General features: G+C 38.3%; 12 protein-coding genes. 2 read left to right on the top strand and 10 right to left on the bottom strand.

What is annotated here, in order from left to right; translation table 11 throughout:
* Position 1 precedes the first annotated feature (1 nt).
* Complete coding sequence (locus JMN32_RS20950; RefSeq protein WP_202858336.1) at positions 2–376, top strand: hypothetical protein; 375 nt, start codon at positions 2–4, stop codon at positions 374–376.
* Complete coding sequence (locus JMN32_RS20955; protein WP_202858337.1) at positions 373–1281, top strand: ribose-phosphate diphosphokinase; 909 nt, start codon at positions 373–375, stop codon at positions 1279–1281. Before JMN32_RS20950 ends, JMN32_RS20955 begins: the two co-directional genes overlap by 4 nt.
* 637 nt (positions 1282–1918) lie before the next feature.
* On the opposite strand, the gene JMN32_RS20960 is transcribed toward JMN32_RS20955, so the two are convergent.
* From JMN32_RS20960 to JMN32_RS21005, 10 genes are all read right to left on the bottom strand, one after another.
* Positions 1919–3079, bottom strand: coding sequence for a hypothetical protein (locus JMN32_RS20960; protein WP_202858338.1), 1161 nt, complete (start codon positions 3077–3079; stop codon positions 1919–1921).
* Positions 3060–4880, bottom strand: a complete 1821-nt coding sequence (locus tag JMN32_RS20965; protein WP_202858339.1) for an eCIS core domain-containing protein — start codon at positions 4878–4880, stop codon at positions 3060–3062. The genes JMN32_RS20960 and JMN32_RS20965 overlap by 20 nt, the downstream gene beginning before the upstream one ends.
* A gap of 126 nt (positions 4881–5006) precedes the next feature.
* Complete coding sequence (locus tag JMN32_RS20970) at positions 5007–5693, bottom strand: hypothetical protein (protein WP_202858340.1); 687 nt, start codon at positions 5691–5693, stop codon at positions 5007–5009.
* 62 nt (positions 5694–5755) lie between these two features.
* Positions 5756–7501, bottom strand: coding sequence for a lipase family protein (locus JMN32_RS20975; protein ID WP_202858341.1), 1746 nt, complete (start codon positions 7499–7501; stop codon positions 5756–5758).
* Positions 7502–7753: 252 nt separating this feature from the next.
* On the bottom strand, positions 7754–12931 hold the full coding sequence (locus JMN32_RS20980; RefSeq protein ID WP_202858342.1) for a fibronectin type III domain-containing protein: 5178 nt from the start codon (positions 12929–12931) through the stop codon (positions 7754–7756).
* Positions 12932–12993: 62 nt separating this feature from the next.
* Complete coding sequence (locus JMN32_RS20985) at positions 12994–14016, bottom strand: FISUMP domain-containing protein (RefSeq protein ID WP_202858343.1); 1023 nt, start codon at positions 14014–14016, stop codon at positions 12994–12996.
* A gap of 385 nt (positions 14017–14401) precedes the next feature.
* Complete coding sequence (locus JMN32_RS20990) at positions 14402–14908, bottom strand: hypothetical protein (RefSeq protein WP_202858344.1); 507 nt, start codon at positions 14906–14908, stop codon at positions 14402–14404.
* A gap of 2 nt (positions 14909–14910) precedes the next feature.
* Complete coding sequence (locus tag JMN32_RS20995) at positions 14911–15417, bottom strand: hypothetical protein (RefSeq protein ID WP_202858345.1); 507 nt, start codon at positions 15415–15417, stop codon at positions 14911–14913.
* Positions 15417–15692 (bottom strand): hypothetical protein, encoded by a 276-nt coding sequence (locus tag JMN32_RS21000; protein WP_202858346.1) that lies wholly within the window; start codon positions 15690–15692, stop codon positions 15417–15419. The genes JMN32_RS20995 and JMN32_RS21000 overlap by 1 nt, the downstream gene beginning before the upstream one ends.
* 232 nt (positions 15693–15924) lie before the next feature.
* Positions 15925–16329: a hypothetical protein gene (locus tag JMN32_RS21005; protein ID WP_202858347.1), complete on the bottom strand. Its 405-nt coding sequence runs from the start codon at positions 16327–16329 to the stop codon at positions 15925–15927.
* Positions 16330–16484 lie beyond the last annotated feature (155 nt).

The following is a 16484-nucleotide window of genomic DNA, read 5'->3' on the forward strand; positions in this document are numbered from 1 at the left end:
AATGACTTTACCTTTATTTTCTCAATCCTGGCTTTCTGTACTGTTGTTCATTCTTTTTGTGCTTATCATTTGTATAGGTAGCGTACAAACTTTCAGAAAGCATGTACAACAGAAAAGGAACTTCATGCTACACTCACTCATACCACTGGGAATGTCAGCACTTTCCTTTAGCATAATTGGTCTTATTAAAAACTATATGGTTTCTTTGCGACATGTTGATGAGGCCGGTGAAATGACAAAAATGAAGCTGGCACACGCTGTGGTACACGGCTCCCTTGGTGGAGCACCATATGTAGTTTTAGGATTACTATGCCTAGGTATCAGCTACATTTTTATGTATATAAATCAAGATAAGATAGATAAACCCCTTTCATGAAAAGAGTTTTATTTCATATAACAGACTATGCCTATCTGGCAGAAAAAGTACTTAAGTATGGTGATTTTGAAGAAGGTAAAGTAAAAGTTGACCATTTCTCTGATGGAGAAAGGTATCAGCGTATACTTACTGATGTAGAGGATAGGGATATCGTAGTTTTGGGCGGTACAGTTAATGATGAAGCTACACTTGAACTATTTGATTTGGCTTCTTCAATTGTAAGTTGTGGAGCTAATTCACTTCGCATGGTCGTCCCCTATTTTGGTCACTCCACTATGGAGCGTTCCGTTCTTCCCGGGGAAGTGGTAACCGCTAAAACCAGATCTCGGCTACTATCGGCTATACCCAGAAGCAACAAAGGCAATAAAATATATCTTTTTGATCTTCATACGGAAGGAATCCCTCACTACTTTGAACACCATTTATACCCTGTTCATGTGTACTGTAAAGGTATTGTAATGGAAGCTGCACGCCAATATGGTGGTGATAATTTTGTGCTTGCCAGCACCGATGCTGGTCGCGCAAAATGGGTAGAATCTTTAGCCAACGACATGGGAGTAAATGCTGCTTTTGTGTTAAAAAGAAGAATAAAAGGAGACCAAACAGAGGTCAGTGCCATTAATGCAGATGTGGAAGGCAAAGATGTCGTTATATATGACGATATGATCCGGTCCGGAGGCAGTATCATCAATGCTGCAAAAACCTATAAGAACGCTGGAGCAAATAAGATCTATGTAATCACCACACATGGCATATTTGTAGGTAACGGCCTTCAAAAGCTAAAAGACTGTGGCCTTATAGAAAAAGTGATCTGTACCGACACCCACAAAAATGTTAATACCTTAAATGATGAGTTTTTGGAGGTTAGAAGTATAGCCGAGCTTATTTGCAATCAGCTACATTGACATCTTTTTATTTTAGGTAAACGGCATAACCACCAACTGTCAAGCGTTGCAGAAATATTGAGAGTAGATAAAACTATGCTATGATAATCAGGGAAGCGATGGATTGAAGTACCCCACAAGGGAGAACGTGTTGCTGAATCAAATAAAAGTGCCGGACTATTCTAAACGTTAACTAATTCACCATCCTGAGATATGCTGCATTGATGGACACTGAATACAGGATCAAGGCAATTAACCAATAGATATTTGCTTGTTGTTAAAAGACTCTCATTCTCACAAAATCTATTATTAAAAGCTATTTCCCACAGGGCTTTATCTGGTTTATCCTTTTTAAAGCATCAAATAGAGGGCTTTTACGAAAAGTAGAAAAAAATATGGTCTTATATTATTTCCAGATAACTGCTTTTCCAGTTTGGAAAAAGCTTAAAAAAATCTCTTTACCTCCAGTTAGGTTCTAATACCAACAACTCTATATTTCCAGAAGTATTGGCTACTAGTTGAAGGGTATCGCTATCAAGAAAACACATATCGGCGTAATTAACCATAAATACCCTAAGCCATACTTTCCACCCATCACTATTTAATATGAATTCTACTTTTTTCGCAAGTTTTAGAAAAAAGTTATCCGACGAACAATTTATTGGACAAATGACTTTTCTTTCTCAAGTACATAAAACCCTCTATCATCAGATAAAACGATGTATTCATTTGATTGAGCAATAATTTTATCTACAGAAACATCAGCAGGGTATTTATACTCCGCTTCCTTTTCACCATTGGTATTGTATTCAGTTACGTGGTTATCACTTAAAATTAAGATATTTGTATACCCACCATCCGCACTTGTTCCTGCAAAACTCTTGAATGACTCACTATAAGCAGCTTTAACTCCCTCTGCAAGTATCTCCTTTCCATTGTTCTCGTTTAGTATGTAAACAGAAGTTTCATCCGCATATCCATCTGACACAATTAATTTCTCACCAACCAATTGCTTTGAAGCTAGTTCAGGCAGGTTTATAATCTTCCTTAGTTCTCTTAATTGAAGTTGATCGTTTTTATCTTCAATAGCGTATACTTTATTAGATGTTGAGAGCAATACAATCTCTCCATCAGTATGTGACACCTTTAAAGGAACCATTTTCTCATTTAAATTAGAGGCTTTTTGATTTAGCTCTCTGGCTACCAAGTTATAATTAACTCTTTTCAGCTGTGACGTATCGGAATAGCTTGAAAGAATAATAAACTGAAGTTCATTACCTGAAAACGAACTAAATAAACAGTATCCGCCTTCTAGTAATTCCTCTACTTTTTTATTAAGAAGTACCAAGTCTTCCACTTCAGGCTTCCACAAAAAAGCATTGTCTTCTTTCTTTAATATGGCTCCGTAATTTCCTACAAACAAAAATGTTGATTGTGAAAAATTAATATGATCACCTGACTTTAAATCATAGATAAGGACATTTTTTGGACTATCAATAGGCAGTAGGTCTGTGGCTAACAATAATTTATTCTCAACAATTTGCTCTATGTTAAAATGCCTCCCTTCATATATTAAAACCGGATTCTCCCTCGGTTTATCTAAATCATACATCCATAACTTCCTATCCAACTTGTCAGGATGATTTGCCAGTATTAATAGTTTATTATCGCTAATTGCCGAATAAGAACCTATTCGCCAATCATTAGGTAATTCTATCATTTTAGATGTGTCAATATTGTTTTCTTGCAACTTTGTATTGCAGGCAGTCACTATTAAGATGAAAGCGACAATCAGTCTTTTAGCCATCAATTCCTGCATCAAATGTATTTTTAAGGTTATCTATTCTTAGTCCTAAAAGATCGAAATTAACCTTCTCCCTTACTTCAGGGTCGTTGATAATATCATTAATAAACCCTTGAATCCCACTAAATTCTGATTTCATTTTGTCCTTAAGGTCTGAAACATTGTCTGCCTTACTGCTAAAAACAGCCTTATAACCAGCACTTGCCACCATCTTTAGCGACTCCTTAGCTATATCAGGCACTTTATCGCTAAACGGCACGAGGGACCATGCCAAGTCAAATGCAGATTGTCTATTTTCATTGACCCTGTTGACCACTCCTTCATACGCCTTAATGGCATTGTTAATGGTTAACCCAGCGTTATATACTACATTATTTTCATTCATGGCACTGGTAACGTTAGTGTCATTAATACCGTTGACCGACATATTTAAAATGGCCTTTACTGATGCCAAAGCAGAGCCATATGCACTTTGAATCATATTAATAATCACATCAGGGCTTCCATATGAAAATACTCCCTGTGGAGTGGCTTCATCTGCAAAGTGTCTTATATTTCCTGAACTGCTGTCCAACCTGTTGTTACCACTATAGGAAACACTTCTTAAAAGTGTTGGTTGATGTTTGGCAACGAATTGCCCCATCATTGGAAAAAACGTCCTCTCAGCAAACACTCCTCCTTCTAGATTGTATCCATTGGGCAAATCAGTCTCATTTTCATTCTCACCAATACCGTACAACGCCTCCATAAAATTCAAAATATCCTGCTCCCCATAAGGAGAATTATCATATAAATCACAATAAAGAGGACCCGAGTTTGAAGCTGAAATAACGGCTTGGTTTGGTATCCACTTAAACTCCCTTAAGCCATGAACATTTGCTTTCAAGAAACCAAATATCCATTTATGATACATGTGGTAGCCTCTATCCGCATTTTTCAGGATTTCCTTCCACTTTGACTTTGTGGTTTTAATAATTTTAGCAACATTAGCTTTACGAGGTTCGCCATTTACATATTGTACATTATAGTAGTCTCCCTTAACTTCTACTCCAGAGATTGTTTCTTTAGCCCCCCAACCATTATAGTAGGTAATATCCTCTTTTTTTGGATCTTCCTGCATTTGAACAGCATTACCACTACTTCCCTTTACGTCGGCAAACTTACCCTGCACAGCCTTTTTTCCCATTTCATCAGCCTCGCGTTCAAGCGTAGGGTCATCATTAACAGGGGCACCTTTAGCCTGGGTTGTTGCTTTCACTCTCCCTTGTCGCTGTTGAACTACATGCGTTAACTCATGACCTATCAGCTCTTGCCCTTTGGTACTATTAGGGTTATACTGTCCGGGAGCAAAGTGAATACTGCTGCCTTGAGCATATGCAAGGGCTCCCATACTAGTTGCACTCGAAGAATTATTATGCACCTTAACATCGCTGAAGCTGGTATTAAAAGCTCCTTCCATTTTACTTAAAACTGAGGATGGTAATGCGCCAGACTGGCTAGCAGGGTTCCCACCAGTAGACTGATCTCCCCCTGACTTCATCTGAACTTTTTCATCCTCTTTAACTCCTTTGTCAACCATAAGTTGAGTCGGCATATTGATAGCCTTCATCTGAGCTGGGGCATTTATCCCTATGGTAGCTGCTGCTCCTTCTCCCAAGGTGTTCATTAAAGAGGTTGAAGCTCGCTTGAAACCTGCTTTACCTGAGGTATTAAATACCTTTGAATCGGGAAATAGATTATCCTTATCTAGGTTACTATTTTTCCTTCCTGCTGTTGTAGCAGATTGCTGTTGGTTTTGGAGTAAGTTATCCTGCATAAATTAATCGAAATAGCTAGTGTTACTAAGATATAAACGCCAAGCAAAAAACAGAATTTATAAGAGCTATTTTTTCACTTTTCTTTTACAAGAAGGAAAAAACTAATCCTAAAGAGATTACTAATTTCACAACCTATTATACTGTTTACCTTTCTTGTATGGCGCTAACAGTTCATGTAGTCTTTCAATAGTAATTTCAGTATTCTCAGAAGCATCAAACTCAAATATTAACTCTTGCTTGATATACTCTCTTTTTTCCATCAAATTATCAGCATACTTATCACTATTATAATTAAACCCAAACTTCATTTTCTCAAAATCTTTGCCCTTCAAGAATTCGGGACTCCAGAAATATATTGTAAAAGTATAAGTACCATAATATTGATTTTTAAAATAATCCACAGCAGATTTAATACCTTCTAAACTGTAGGCATTGTCAAACAAATAAATATAGTAGTAAATTATAATATCCCGTTCCGCATTACTTACTAGCTCCAGAAACGAAGGTGAGGTATATTTATCTATGGCTGCATTGGCCTTAACAGCATATTGTTCATAATATTTATCTAGTTGCTCCTTCATGACTTCCTCTGCCTGATAACTATGCTCCATCTGCATATAGTTATCTAAAACATCAGAGTTATTATCTTTATATGAACCATGTACCCTTACAGCTGCATTATCTACCGGTACTGCCAAGAACTGAAACTTATTAATTTCTACATTAAATTGATTTGTTTCAACTCTGAATTCTTTGTGATAGCGCTCGTTTAAAAGCTTTTCAAGCTCAGAATTACTATATTTTTTAGACATTTCGCACGAAATTATTATGCATAAATAAAAGAGAAAAATACTTGCTTTACGTATCATAGTTATCACCAATCTGTTAGCCATCTCCAAGCACGGTTAATCCTGTCTGTTGCAGCATTCATTCCATCGCTAACTCCCTGTGTAAATCGATCCCAAGCATTACTAATCCCTTGCTTAAACCTATTGTAACTTTCTACTGTTGACTCATAAGTTTGAACAACGGAAATATATGCCCTGAAAATATTTTGTAAAGCTCTGCCTGCACTTTTCCTAATAGGCTCCGCTACTTCCCTCTGCTCAGTGTGTGGATAACTCTCATAATGGTTGATAGTTGAACTTCTCCCTACATTATCACCCATAACATTATCCCCCATTCCTAAACCAGATCTCATCGTATTATATCTAGCGGCCCCAAATGCATGCATTCCATGAGACTCTCCTACTGTAGAAGCAGTTGTAGATAAATAGGTTCTTAGGGCCTGTACTCTTTCTTGGATGCGGTTTTTTATAGTGGATAATAACTGGATTTTTTGATATAACAGTTGAGCGTCTTCAAAAACTGAAATAGGAAGACTTAATTGAGGTCGAACGATACCGAGAATTTCTCGAACTGTCTGGTTAAGCAATGAAATATCAGCCCTTATTTCAGTAACAGAGGTTGTTATAGTACTCAACAATACCCTCACATCCAAAGATTTACCAAAATCATGTTCAAAAACATCTCCTGGCAGACTGGCTTCTCCTGCCTTATCAACCAAGTCTCCTGTAACAATATGATGAACGACGTGCGGCCGTTCATCTTCCGATAGCCTATTAAACCGGTCTACGGAAGCCTGATCTATACCAGGTGATTGAAATGTAGCTACATTGCCCACTTGACCTGAGTAGTTAACTGCGACATGCTGAGCCATTGCTCCCCCCAAACTATGACCTGTGACATCAACCTGCCTTCCAGCATCCTCCAATATACTTTCAATAAGAGCCCTATTATTGGCAAACTGAGAAGCTCCTACCGCTTGAGGATCCAAGTCAGTAAATATAGTTAATAAGTTTTCAGATCCACCTCCTGGTATTGTACCTCTAATGGCAAGTAAACTGTTCTTTTCATCACTTCTTGAAGGCACGAGTACCGCCTGGAACCCGGTTTGTGCACCCGCAGATGCCCCATACCAAGCAATTCCTGCTGGATTATAACCTGCAGCGGATAGCATATGAATCTCTTCATTTGTTAAAGCATAATTTTCCTGCTGATACACCAGATGATGCGCAGCATATTCATAGATGGCCTGTTGGGGTGCGATTCTATCCAACTCCTGTTCCCCTGTTTGCCTTTGAATAACAGCTTTTTTCTGAACGGTCTGTGACAAAGCACCTCCACCTACATTGACCATTTCGTTTCTAGCTGCTTTTGCCCCCATGATATCTGCTTCATTTTCAAGAGCTGCATCATCATTAACAGGTACTTTTTTAGCCTGGACCATTGTTCCGCCAAGACTAGCATTAACACTCTCTGCCGGAGCTTCCTGTAATGGTTCATTTTTAGCCTTTAGCTGAAGTTTATCTTCACTATTAGCCTTCTTCTGAACCGGAGAACTGCTTACCGAAGGAGAATTTAAAACGGAAGAAATGGAGTTTTTCCCTACGTTGTTGAAAGCCTCACCTAAAGACGTATTTGTGGGATAAAAACTCGCCGTACCATTTGCATTAGGTTTCTTCGAGTTCGGAAGCAAATTGTCTCGATCTAAATTACTTACTTTCTGAGCAGAAGCAGCAGATGTCTGTTGTTGGTTTTGGAGTAGATTGTCTTGCATAGATTAGAATTATGCTGGGTTTGCTAATATATCAACACACCCTTAAAAACTGAATATAATTAGAAGTTTCTTTCTGATACCCGAATACCAGATAACCTGCACTCTAAAGGCAAGCAAGAGGCATAAATTGACAAAAAATCCCACAACACCAACAACAACTCTCTGTTAATCAATACAATAAAATGCAAACACCTCAATAAAGGTATAAGCCGCTTCCTCAAAGGAAAGCAGCTTTTACTTAGAACTTTTGTATTACTTCTTTATAAATCTTCTGATCACCTGATCAGTACCACTATTCAATCGAACAGAATATACTCCGCTAGAATAGGCTTCTGTATCTAAAGTGGCCTTTACAGCCCCTCTCCTTACAACTCCTCTATGCACTTCCACTCCATGTATATCATATACTGTTAACACATACTCCTCATTTAACGGAGCCGGGAATAGTATATTAATTTCCTTCTCTGTTGGATTAGGGAACAAGCTGACACCTCCTTTACTCAAAGGATCATCTACACCTGTTACCTTAGCCATAGGAGGCATCTTACTAGCTGGTATACTCATATGCGCAGCCTGATAAACTTCCTTACTTTTCTCATTATATATAGAAGCCACAACCATGAATTCAGAGTTTCCGGGTTCAATAGAAGGATTCCAGGTTTGAACAACCTGCTCTACTCGGGTATCCTCAGGTTGCCAATCACCGAACAGCCTGTTACCCGCTGCGTTAGGTAATAACCGCCTCACCACATTATAGTAAGTGTTTCCATCTATAGTTACCTGACGTTCAACCACGGCCAACTGCACAATCAAGTTACCTTCTATGATTTCTGCTGTAGCATTTTTACTAATATTAGCTGTAATCTCCAAAGTCGTGGCAACATCATCACCCAATGAAATATCAATATTAAACGGAGCTGAAATCAACGCACGGGTATTATAAGCATTAACACCCCAACTATCTCTAAAGAATGGCTCATTCTTATAATAAACACCATACACTCCATCCATAACCGTTCTTGGTACTTCGGCAATAGCATAGTGTAATGCCCTTGCACTAGGATCAGCCTTATTAAATTGATTCAATGGATCTGCCCCCGGAAATGACGTATGGTATTGAATATCAATAACTTCCGGACTTTTTCCCTCTACAAAACTTCTTAGTTTACTATCTTCACTCTTGGATTCAGAGCTTGATAAGTTAGTAAAGTGCTCAAGCAGAACAACTCTATTCCTGCTCTCAATAGTAAAGTCATCAAATGCAAACCCGTCAAAGGTTTTACCAAAAGGGTTGTCACTGGTACTTGCAAATGCAACCCTAAACCGAACTGGCCTATTACCTGCCTTTACACGAATATCATCAAGAGGGAACTTAGCCAGTGTCCAGTCGCCATGAAGCTTTCCTGACCACCCAAAACTGGCTCCACTTTGATTACCTGGAGCTCCAACCAACCCTTGAGTGTTATACCATTCCAACCCTTCTTCAATACTTCCTAATGTATTCCATTCCGTTGTATCCCCTATTGAATATTCAACAACCGCTCCATCGAAGCCATCCTCAGTATCTGACCAGATTTTCAGAGAAAGAACAGGCCTGCTTAAGTTATTTATATAGAAACATGGTCCTTCTATCCATGAATCCTCACTCTTATTGTACGAATTATTAGGGTTACCTGAAGCGTCAACCCCTGCATTGGTTATCCACGAGTTAACTCCTGAAGCAGCTCCTTTAATTGTATCTCCCTGCGGCATGGTTAATGCCCAACTCGATGCATTACCTAACTCCAGTTTCTCGCTTTCAATCCAACCATGTCCCGTTTGCTCGAAGCTTTCTATATAGTAATTATCATCAGAAACCTCAATAGCGGGGAATATACCCACCTTTTTTGTTATTTGTCCTGAGCAAAAACTTTCAGTTAATATTGAATAGGTAACATCATAAACACCTGCAGCAGAAAACTGATGTCTGTATATACTATCTAAATTATTTCCATCAGCGACAACCGCTTCTCCTCCAAAATTCCAAAATACTGAGTCCAGAACATGACCTCCTGAAGATAAATTTTTAATTATCAAATCGTCTCCTTTAAATAGTGTCTCTTCACCTTCCTGAATCCTCGATACACCGAAACTAACTGTAGGTTCAAAATCAACAAAATTAACCGTTTCTGTAGCAGATTCACTAACGCAACCATTTTCATTAATAAATCTATAATGAATCTTATAAACACCAAGGTCAAAATCAGCAGGACTGAAAGATGCAACACCATATAAAGCATCACCAGAAAGTGACGCCGGAATTGTATGATAAGTTTGAGAAACAGTATTACCTAAAACAAATTCAGCAGAACTTCCTGGCAACGGTGCTGGTTCGGCTATAAGAGAAATTTGTCCTTCATAATCTCTACAGTATGTTGCGTTTGAAAGTTCATGCATTACTAAGCCTGTAGATAATTCATATATTAGAATATTCACTGTTTCCGCCATGCTCTGGCAGCCGTTTACTCCTTGTGTAACATAATATGTAATACCCGAAGGGCCAGTGGTAGTTACCCCAGGATTAAATACAGTTCCACTCCCAACCGGAATAGTAAGACCAGCATCACTATACCAAGTAACAGAGGCACCCGATGCTGGATTTTGGACAAAAAAGTTCTCAGGGGTATCCCCATGACATAATACAATATCGTCCACAACAGGTGAAGGAGGAAGCTCATATACTTTCACATTGGTCTCAATACTATTAGAACAGCCACCATTATCAAAGTATGAATATACAATAGTCTCATTTACAAATGACTCTCCGGCAGGAATAACAACAGTACTAGGCTGAAAGAAATATTGCCCGTTTACCTCCTGAACATGTGCTCCCGAAAAGTTACCTGAAAACGTACCTTCCAACTGAACATCCCCAGAACTGGCACAATAGAAATCATTAAGAGAAGTGATTTCTCCGATCTCTGGAATAATTATATTAGTTTCTTTTGTCTGAAATATTTCCTCATCAGAAGCCAAAGCAAATAATTGAGGGAACGCTAACTTATTGTATTCCATGATCCTAGCAGACTTCTCAGCAATTCTTGTAACACGCGCTTCCTCTGCTCTCTGTAATTGACAATCAATGAAACGCCCAGTGCCATCAGTACGCAGACAAGGGTCAGGTCCAATATCACAGCCGGTTGGATAACTTGGGTTATCAGGATCACACGGGTTATTCATAACATTGTCACAGCTGTATGGATAATTCGGATTTCTGGTATCACAATCATCACAACTACCAGGATAAGATGGGTTATCAGGGTGGCAAGGGTTATTCATAACCGCATCACAACTGTTAGGATAGTTTGGGTTTCTCGTGTCACAATCCGTGCAACTACCCGGATAACTGGGGTTATCTGGGTGACATGGGTTGTTCATAACCGTACTGCAACTTTCAGGATACTGATCGTTTAGGTCAAAAGGATCACCGGCATCATAATCGGGGTCACAAACCCCACAGGATGCACATCCACAATTATTAGGGTAAGTTGGGTTATCCGGGTGACACGAATCATTCATTATTTCATCACATTGCTCGGGGTAGCTCGGGTGTCTCGAGTCACATACATCGATAGACTTAACTATTAATTCAACTTGCAAAGTATCTATACCTGCAGCAAAGGCTTCTGCCGGACTAAAAGTATATTGTATATTATCCGAGCTAGTGCTTTGATAAACCGCAGGATTTGATATTTCAGACCCATTATACATAAAACGAAGTCTCTGATAAATTTTACCCTCAGGGATCCTCTCTAATTTTACCGTTAAAGTAGTAGAGGAGAGATTGCTACAGTATTTACCTGATAATGTCAATGCTCCGGAAAAAACATCAATATTCTGATAAACAGTTCTTACACACCCTTCAGGTGACTCAACAGTGTATATAATTTCATGATTATTTTCACCAGCTATTGTAGGATAGAACTTGTAGCCATCAGCATCCTTTGCGACCCCGGTACCAGAAACAGACAAAACTCCTCCAGAATACGAAATATAGCCTTCCAATGCAACCGGATCATCCTCAACAAAGAATGAAGGGCTTGAATCTATTATATTTGCTTCTGGCGCATCATAAACAGTAAAGCCCCCAGAAGAAGCCGAGGACAAATCCGAATTTTCGTATCCAGTAACAGAAACATCGTCACCATTCTGAAGGATAACGCTTGAATAAGTACTTACAGAACTTTTAGATTGAACTACTGTAGTACCAATTTTAAATTCATAAGTGGTTGCTCCAAAAGCAAAGAAATCTACTCTATCTCCCGAGCATATTACTAGATCAGGTTCAGTAGTCGCAAGATAGACCTGCATAGGTGCTGATGTAGTTACTTCTCCTCTGTCTGAGAAGTCTCCAACTCCTCCTGCATTTTTTGCTCTAACACGAAAATAGTACTTAGTGGAATGAGCTAAATTTGGAACGTCATAAGTATTGCCTTCGATATCAGTATTTTGTATTAAGCCAGTGCTAAACCCAGCATTAGTTGCCACGTCAATATCATAAGAATCAGCACCATCCATAACATCCCAAGTAAGCGTAAAGCTGCTTGAGCCAATATTAGAAGCCACTACATTAGTAGTTTTTGCAGGTGGATCTGGAGGAGTTGTTTCCGTTACAGACCTTACTGATAATGAGTTAATATCAGTTCCTGTAAGATAATTGTATGTCGAATTATTGGCACCAACTTTATAAGGAACAATTGCATAACTATATTGGGTATCAGGACTTAGGGACACATTATCAGTGAAACTATTACTAAAGGTGTCGGTTATATCACTCAGAAGTGTAATACCGGTTAAGCTCAAATCAGCTGGTGCCAAGCCATCTTCAATAGATGAAATATCAATCGGCAGGCCGCCACTCTTCCTGACAAGGATGTATCCATCAGCACCATTTCCCCCTAAAACATCGAGCGCTGAAAAGCTAACTGAGATAGAGGTTGAAGAAATTGCAACAGCTTCAAGTATTCCAGGATGTGTATCTGGCTCCGTAGAAAGAGTCCAAAAGCTCCTTTCCTCTCCTAAAACTGTAACCAAATCACTCATTACATAGGCCCTGTAAAAATATTTCGTAGCTGATGCCAAACTGGTGAGGTCATGGACAAAGTCAGTTCCTTCATCTGCAGTTGAATAGGAAACTTGTGTAGACGTCGTATCTACACCAGAGGAAGTTGAATAATATGTACCTCTACCTGTAATTGTCTCTCCAACTGCTACTCCAACAATTGTTTCTCCTCCCACTGATGCTTGAGTATCACTTATTCCGCTTACACCTGAGGTTGTAATCGAGGTTATGAGAAAAAAATCACTAAGGCTCTTCAACCCTATTGGAGAAAAAGAGCTTAAAGCTATTGCAAATCCAATCAGCAAAAAGTACAGCAAGCGTTTATTCATGATATAAAATTTATAAACATAAAATCCGAGATTATAAAAAACCTCCCGATCTTAAAATTATTTTAATCTTTAATACAACGGATGTAAAGTCCTCTATTTTTATCGCTGCCTCCCAAACTTGTGCCACATGTCGTTTCTTGCAGAGAAAAATCAGACGCATGAGTTGTTGAGTACTCATCAGCTGTCCAATAAATAGCTACTACATCTATACCGGCATATGTATTATCTTCTTTTCTCCTTCCTCCAAGCTTGCCCTCAAAACCAGAACTCCCTCCAACAATTAATTTAGGAGCAGCCTCTTCTACGGCTGGGCCAAGTTCCGCTATCAAAGCATCGTACTCAGCCTTTGATGGCAAATGCCATCCGTCTGGAGCAGCAACTTTAGCGGCATACCAAGAGTACATTGAGCCGTACTCATCACAGTTAGCCGTCACCTCATTATAGCAGTATCTTGCTGTATCAGAAGCTATATCAAGATTCTCTGCCATCCAAACCTGTTCTCCAATGGTTACAATTTTATAACGCTGTCCATCTCTTTCATCAAGTAATGACTCTAGATCTGAAGCAGTAACAGCAATAGTAGCTGTACAAGCATTTGCATCTTTAACGGTTAAGGTATAATCAGCAGCAACTACATCAGCAAAGGTCGTTGTGGTTTGGAAAGTTGTGCCATCTAGAGAATATTCGTAAGGAGCTGTTCCTCCTGTAGCTGTTGCCTCTACAGTATATTCTTCTACAGCCGCAGTTACTGCAAGGTCTGCACAGGCATCTGCTACTGTCACTTTAGTAGTGTTAGTACAGGCATTAGCATCTTTAACGGTTACAGTGTATTCTTTTGGGGCAACATCTTCAAAAGTACCTGATGTCTGGAAGGTGCTTCCGTCTATCGAAAACTCATAAGGAGATTCGCCACCTGTAGCCGTTGCAGTGATGTCAAATGCGTCAGAAGTTGTAGTTACAACCAGCGTAGTGTTTAAACATGGGTCAGGGGCCGGACCATCATCGTCTCCGCCACACGATGACAAGGAAAACACCGCTGTTAATACTAAAGCTGTAAAGAATAATGAAAGTAAATTTTGCTTCATAGCATGTAGAAAGTAATTGGTTTTGGTTAAATCAGAAAGTTGAAGACATTGTAAACAATGACTTTCGTTAGATTATATCTTTTAATAAAGTGATGCATACAGTACTTTTTTGTAAGGTAACCTTTATAAAAAATCTATTTTTAGCACCAAATTCAGATACATCTGAATATCAACAAGTTAAACAACAAATTATACCACAACACTTAATTAACAAGCTTATTCCCCTGGCCAATAGCGTTGTGATTTTTCTCACAAGCCGGCAATATAGCGTTATGGTTCTAAAAAGTTAAATGAAAAGTTATATTTTTTTTTGAAGCACCTTATGCACTAGCAGACTACTTCATATCTAGCATTTACTAGGTAAGTCACTACACCTCCAATGAGATCAACATTTAATAACCAAACTGCTTATGATATCTTCAAAAATTTCTTCCTGCTCAGATGAATCTTCCCGAACATATTCGCAGTGAATAATTACAATATATTTACCATATGAAAAATAAAATACTTTTTGTATTCGGTTGGTCTGGAAAAAGACTTCTCCTGTATAGTAAAATCCACTTCCTAAATTACCTGCAACAATACTGGACTTCTCCAGAAGGGTATCTAATGCAAAATCCAGGGACACGAAGCGATTAAAGGCAACCTCCATAGCTTCATTTTTATTTGCTTCAATTCTATAAAATTCCATTCTCGCAATCTTTTCAATTTGTTTACTCTTTTCTGAAATCACGAGCTCAAATTCTTCTGAACTTTCATCAAAAACATCGACTTGCCAATCTTGAGGAACACTAATTTCAAGGCATTTATTCGATATAACCTCTCCCCCATTTTGAGCATTATATGATACCAATACTAATAACAATAATATACATACAAGCACCCTTTTCATACTTAACATTTGCTAACCAATGTCTTTATTATATTGTCACATATTTGCTCTTGTCTCAAAGATTCCTCAACAGGATACTCGCTATATATGATTATAATACTATCCCTGTCCGAAAAATAATAGGCTTTTATCACACGGTTAGGTTGAAAAAAAACATGGCCTAGAACGCAAAAACCTACCCCTAAATTATTTGTGGAGATAGTGGATTTTTCAAATACTGAATCCACAGCAACATTCCATGATGTTAAGCGATCAAAAGCAACTTCAAGCTCTTCATTTTCATTGGCTTCAATTTTAAAAATTTCCATTCTTGCCATTCTATCAATTTCCCTCTCTTTTTCAGAAATAACCAATAGGAATTTTTCAGAACTTTTATCAAAAGCATCTACCTGCCAATTTGGAGGTATTTTAATTTCAAGGCATTTGTTCGAAACAGCCTCTCCCCCATCTTGAGCATTACATGATATGAGTATTAGCAAACATAATATATTTATAACCACTCCTTTCATTAGAGCCTATATCCTCTAAGTAAATTGATAATTTTTTGTGCTTCAATGTTTAAAACCGAATCACTGGCTGTCCACAAAATGATAGCATCGACGTGTTTTTTTATTTTCCCCAGGTAATCCCCAAGTCTAAACCTATTCAGACCAGCCTTTAATTGATTGTTATCATCAATTTTGCTAAGAGAAATTTGGAGATTGCTCTTTGCACTTATGATTTTTTTATCAAACCCTAATAAATCTTTTCCTTTCAACCTCTTGCTTAACTCCTTATTAGTCATTTGCCAAACATTTATGCTAAATAATTCGGCATTTATATTTTTCAAATCAATTAATAGTTCCTTGGCCAGTTCATTGCTTCGATATCCTTTTTTGATTCAGAAGAAAAATATTCAGCCCTTTCTTTTAAACTTAATAAGGTGAAGGCATCACAAGAAATGGGCAACTTATTCACAATTTCATTCAACTCTTTTCCTAATACGTTGGCATCTTCTGTCCAATTTTGCTCAAAATCTAAATGTCTATTGGCATAATCACCATTTTATACCTCAACTTAAATATGCTTTCCCTAATAGCCCCGATCAGAGCCTTTATTTCAGGGTCTGTTCTCTCGTAATTAGCTTCTTTTTCATTCCTCTTAGTTTCTATTGATGCACCATCTTCATTATCAGTCGCTATTTTATCTTGTACTTCTTTCAAAGACGAATAATCGATCTTCATCATCTGCATAATTTCACTAGCTGAGACTGTTCCTGCCCCGTCAGACGCCGCACCCGATAAAGATCTTGGCACAAACCCCGCTGTACCTGTCAGGTTAGGTATTTTCGAGTTTGGTGATAAATTGTCACGCTGTAGGTTATCTGGCTTGTTGCCAGATGTGGTTGTATTTGACTGTTGTTGAGATTGATGGCTATTCATGAAAAGTTAATGCCTCACTGCAAAATGCCTGCACTAACTTAATGGGGACGATAGAGCCGATCTTAGAAAATTCACAAGCACGCAATATAAAGGGATTAATTATGAAACCTCAATAAAAAAACAACATTTTCGTAAAAGGCATTTTTTCGATATCC

The sequence above is a fragment of the Fulvivirga marina genome, assembly GCF_016775155.1.
GTDB lineage: Bacteria > Bacteroidota > Bacteroidia > Cytophagales > Cyclobacteriaceae > Fulvivirga > Fulvivirga marina.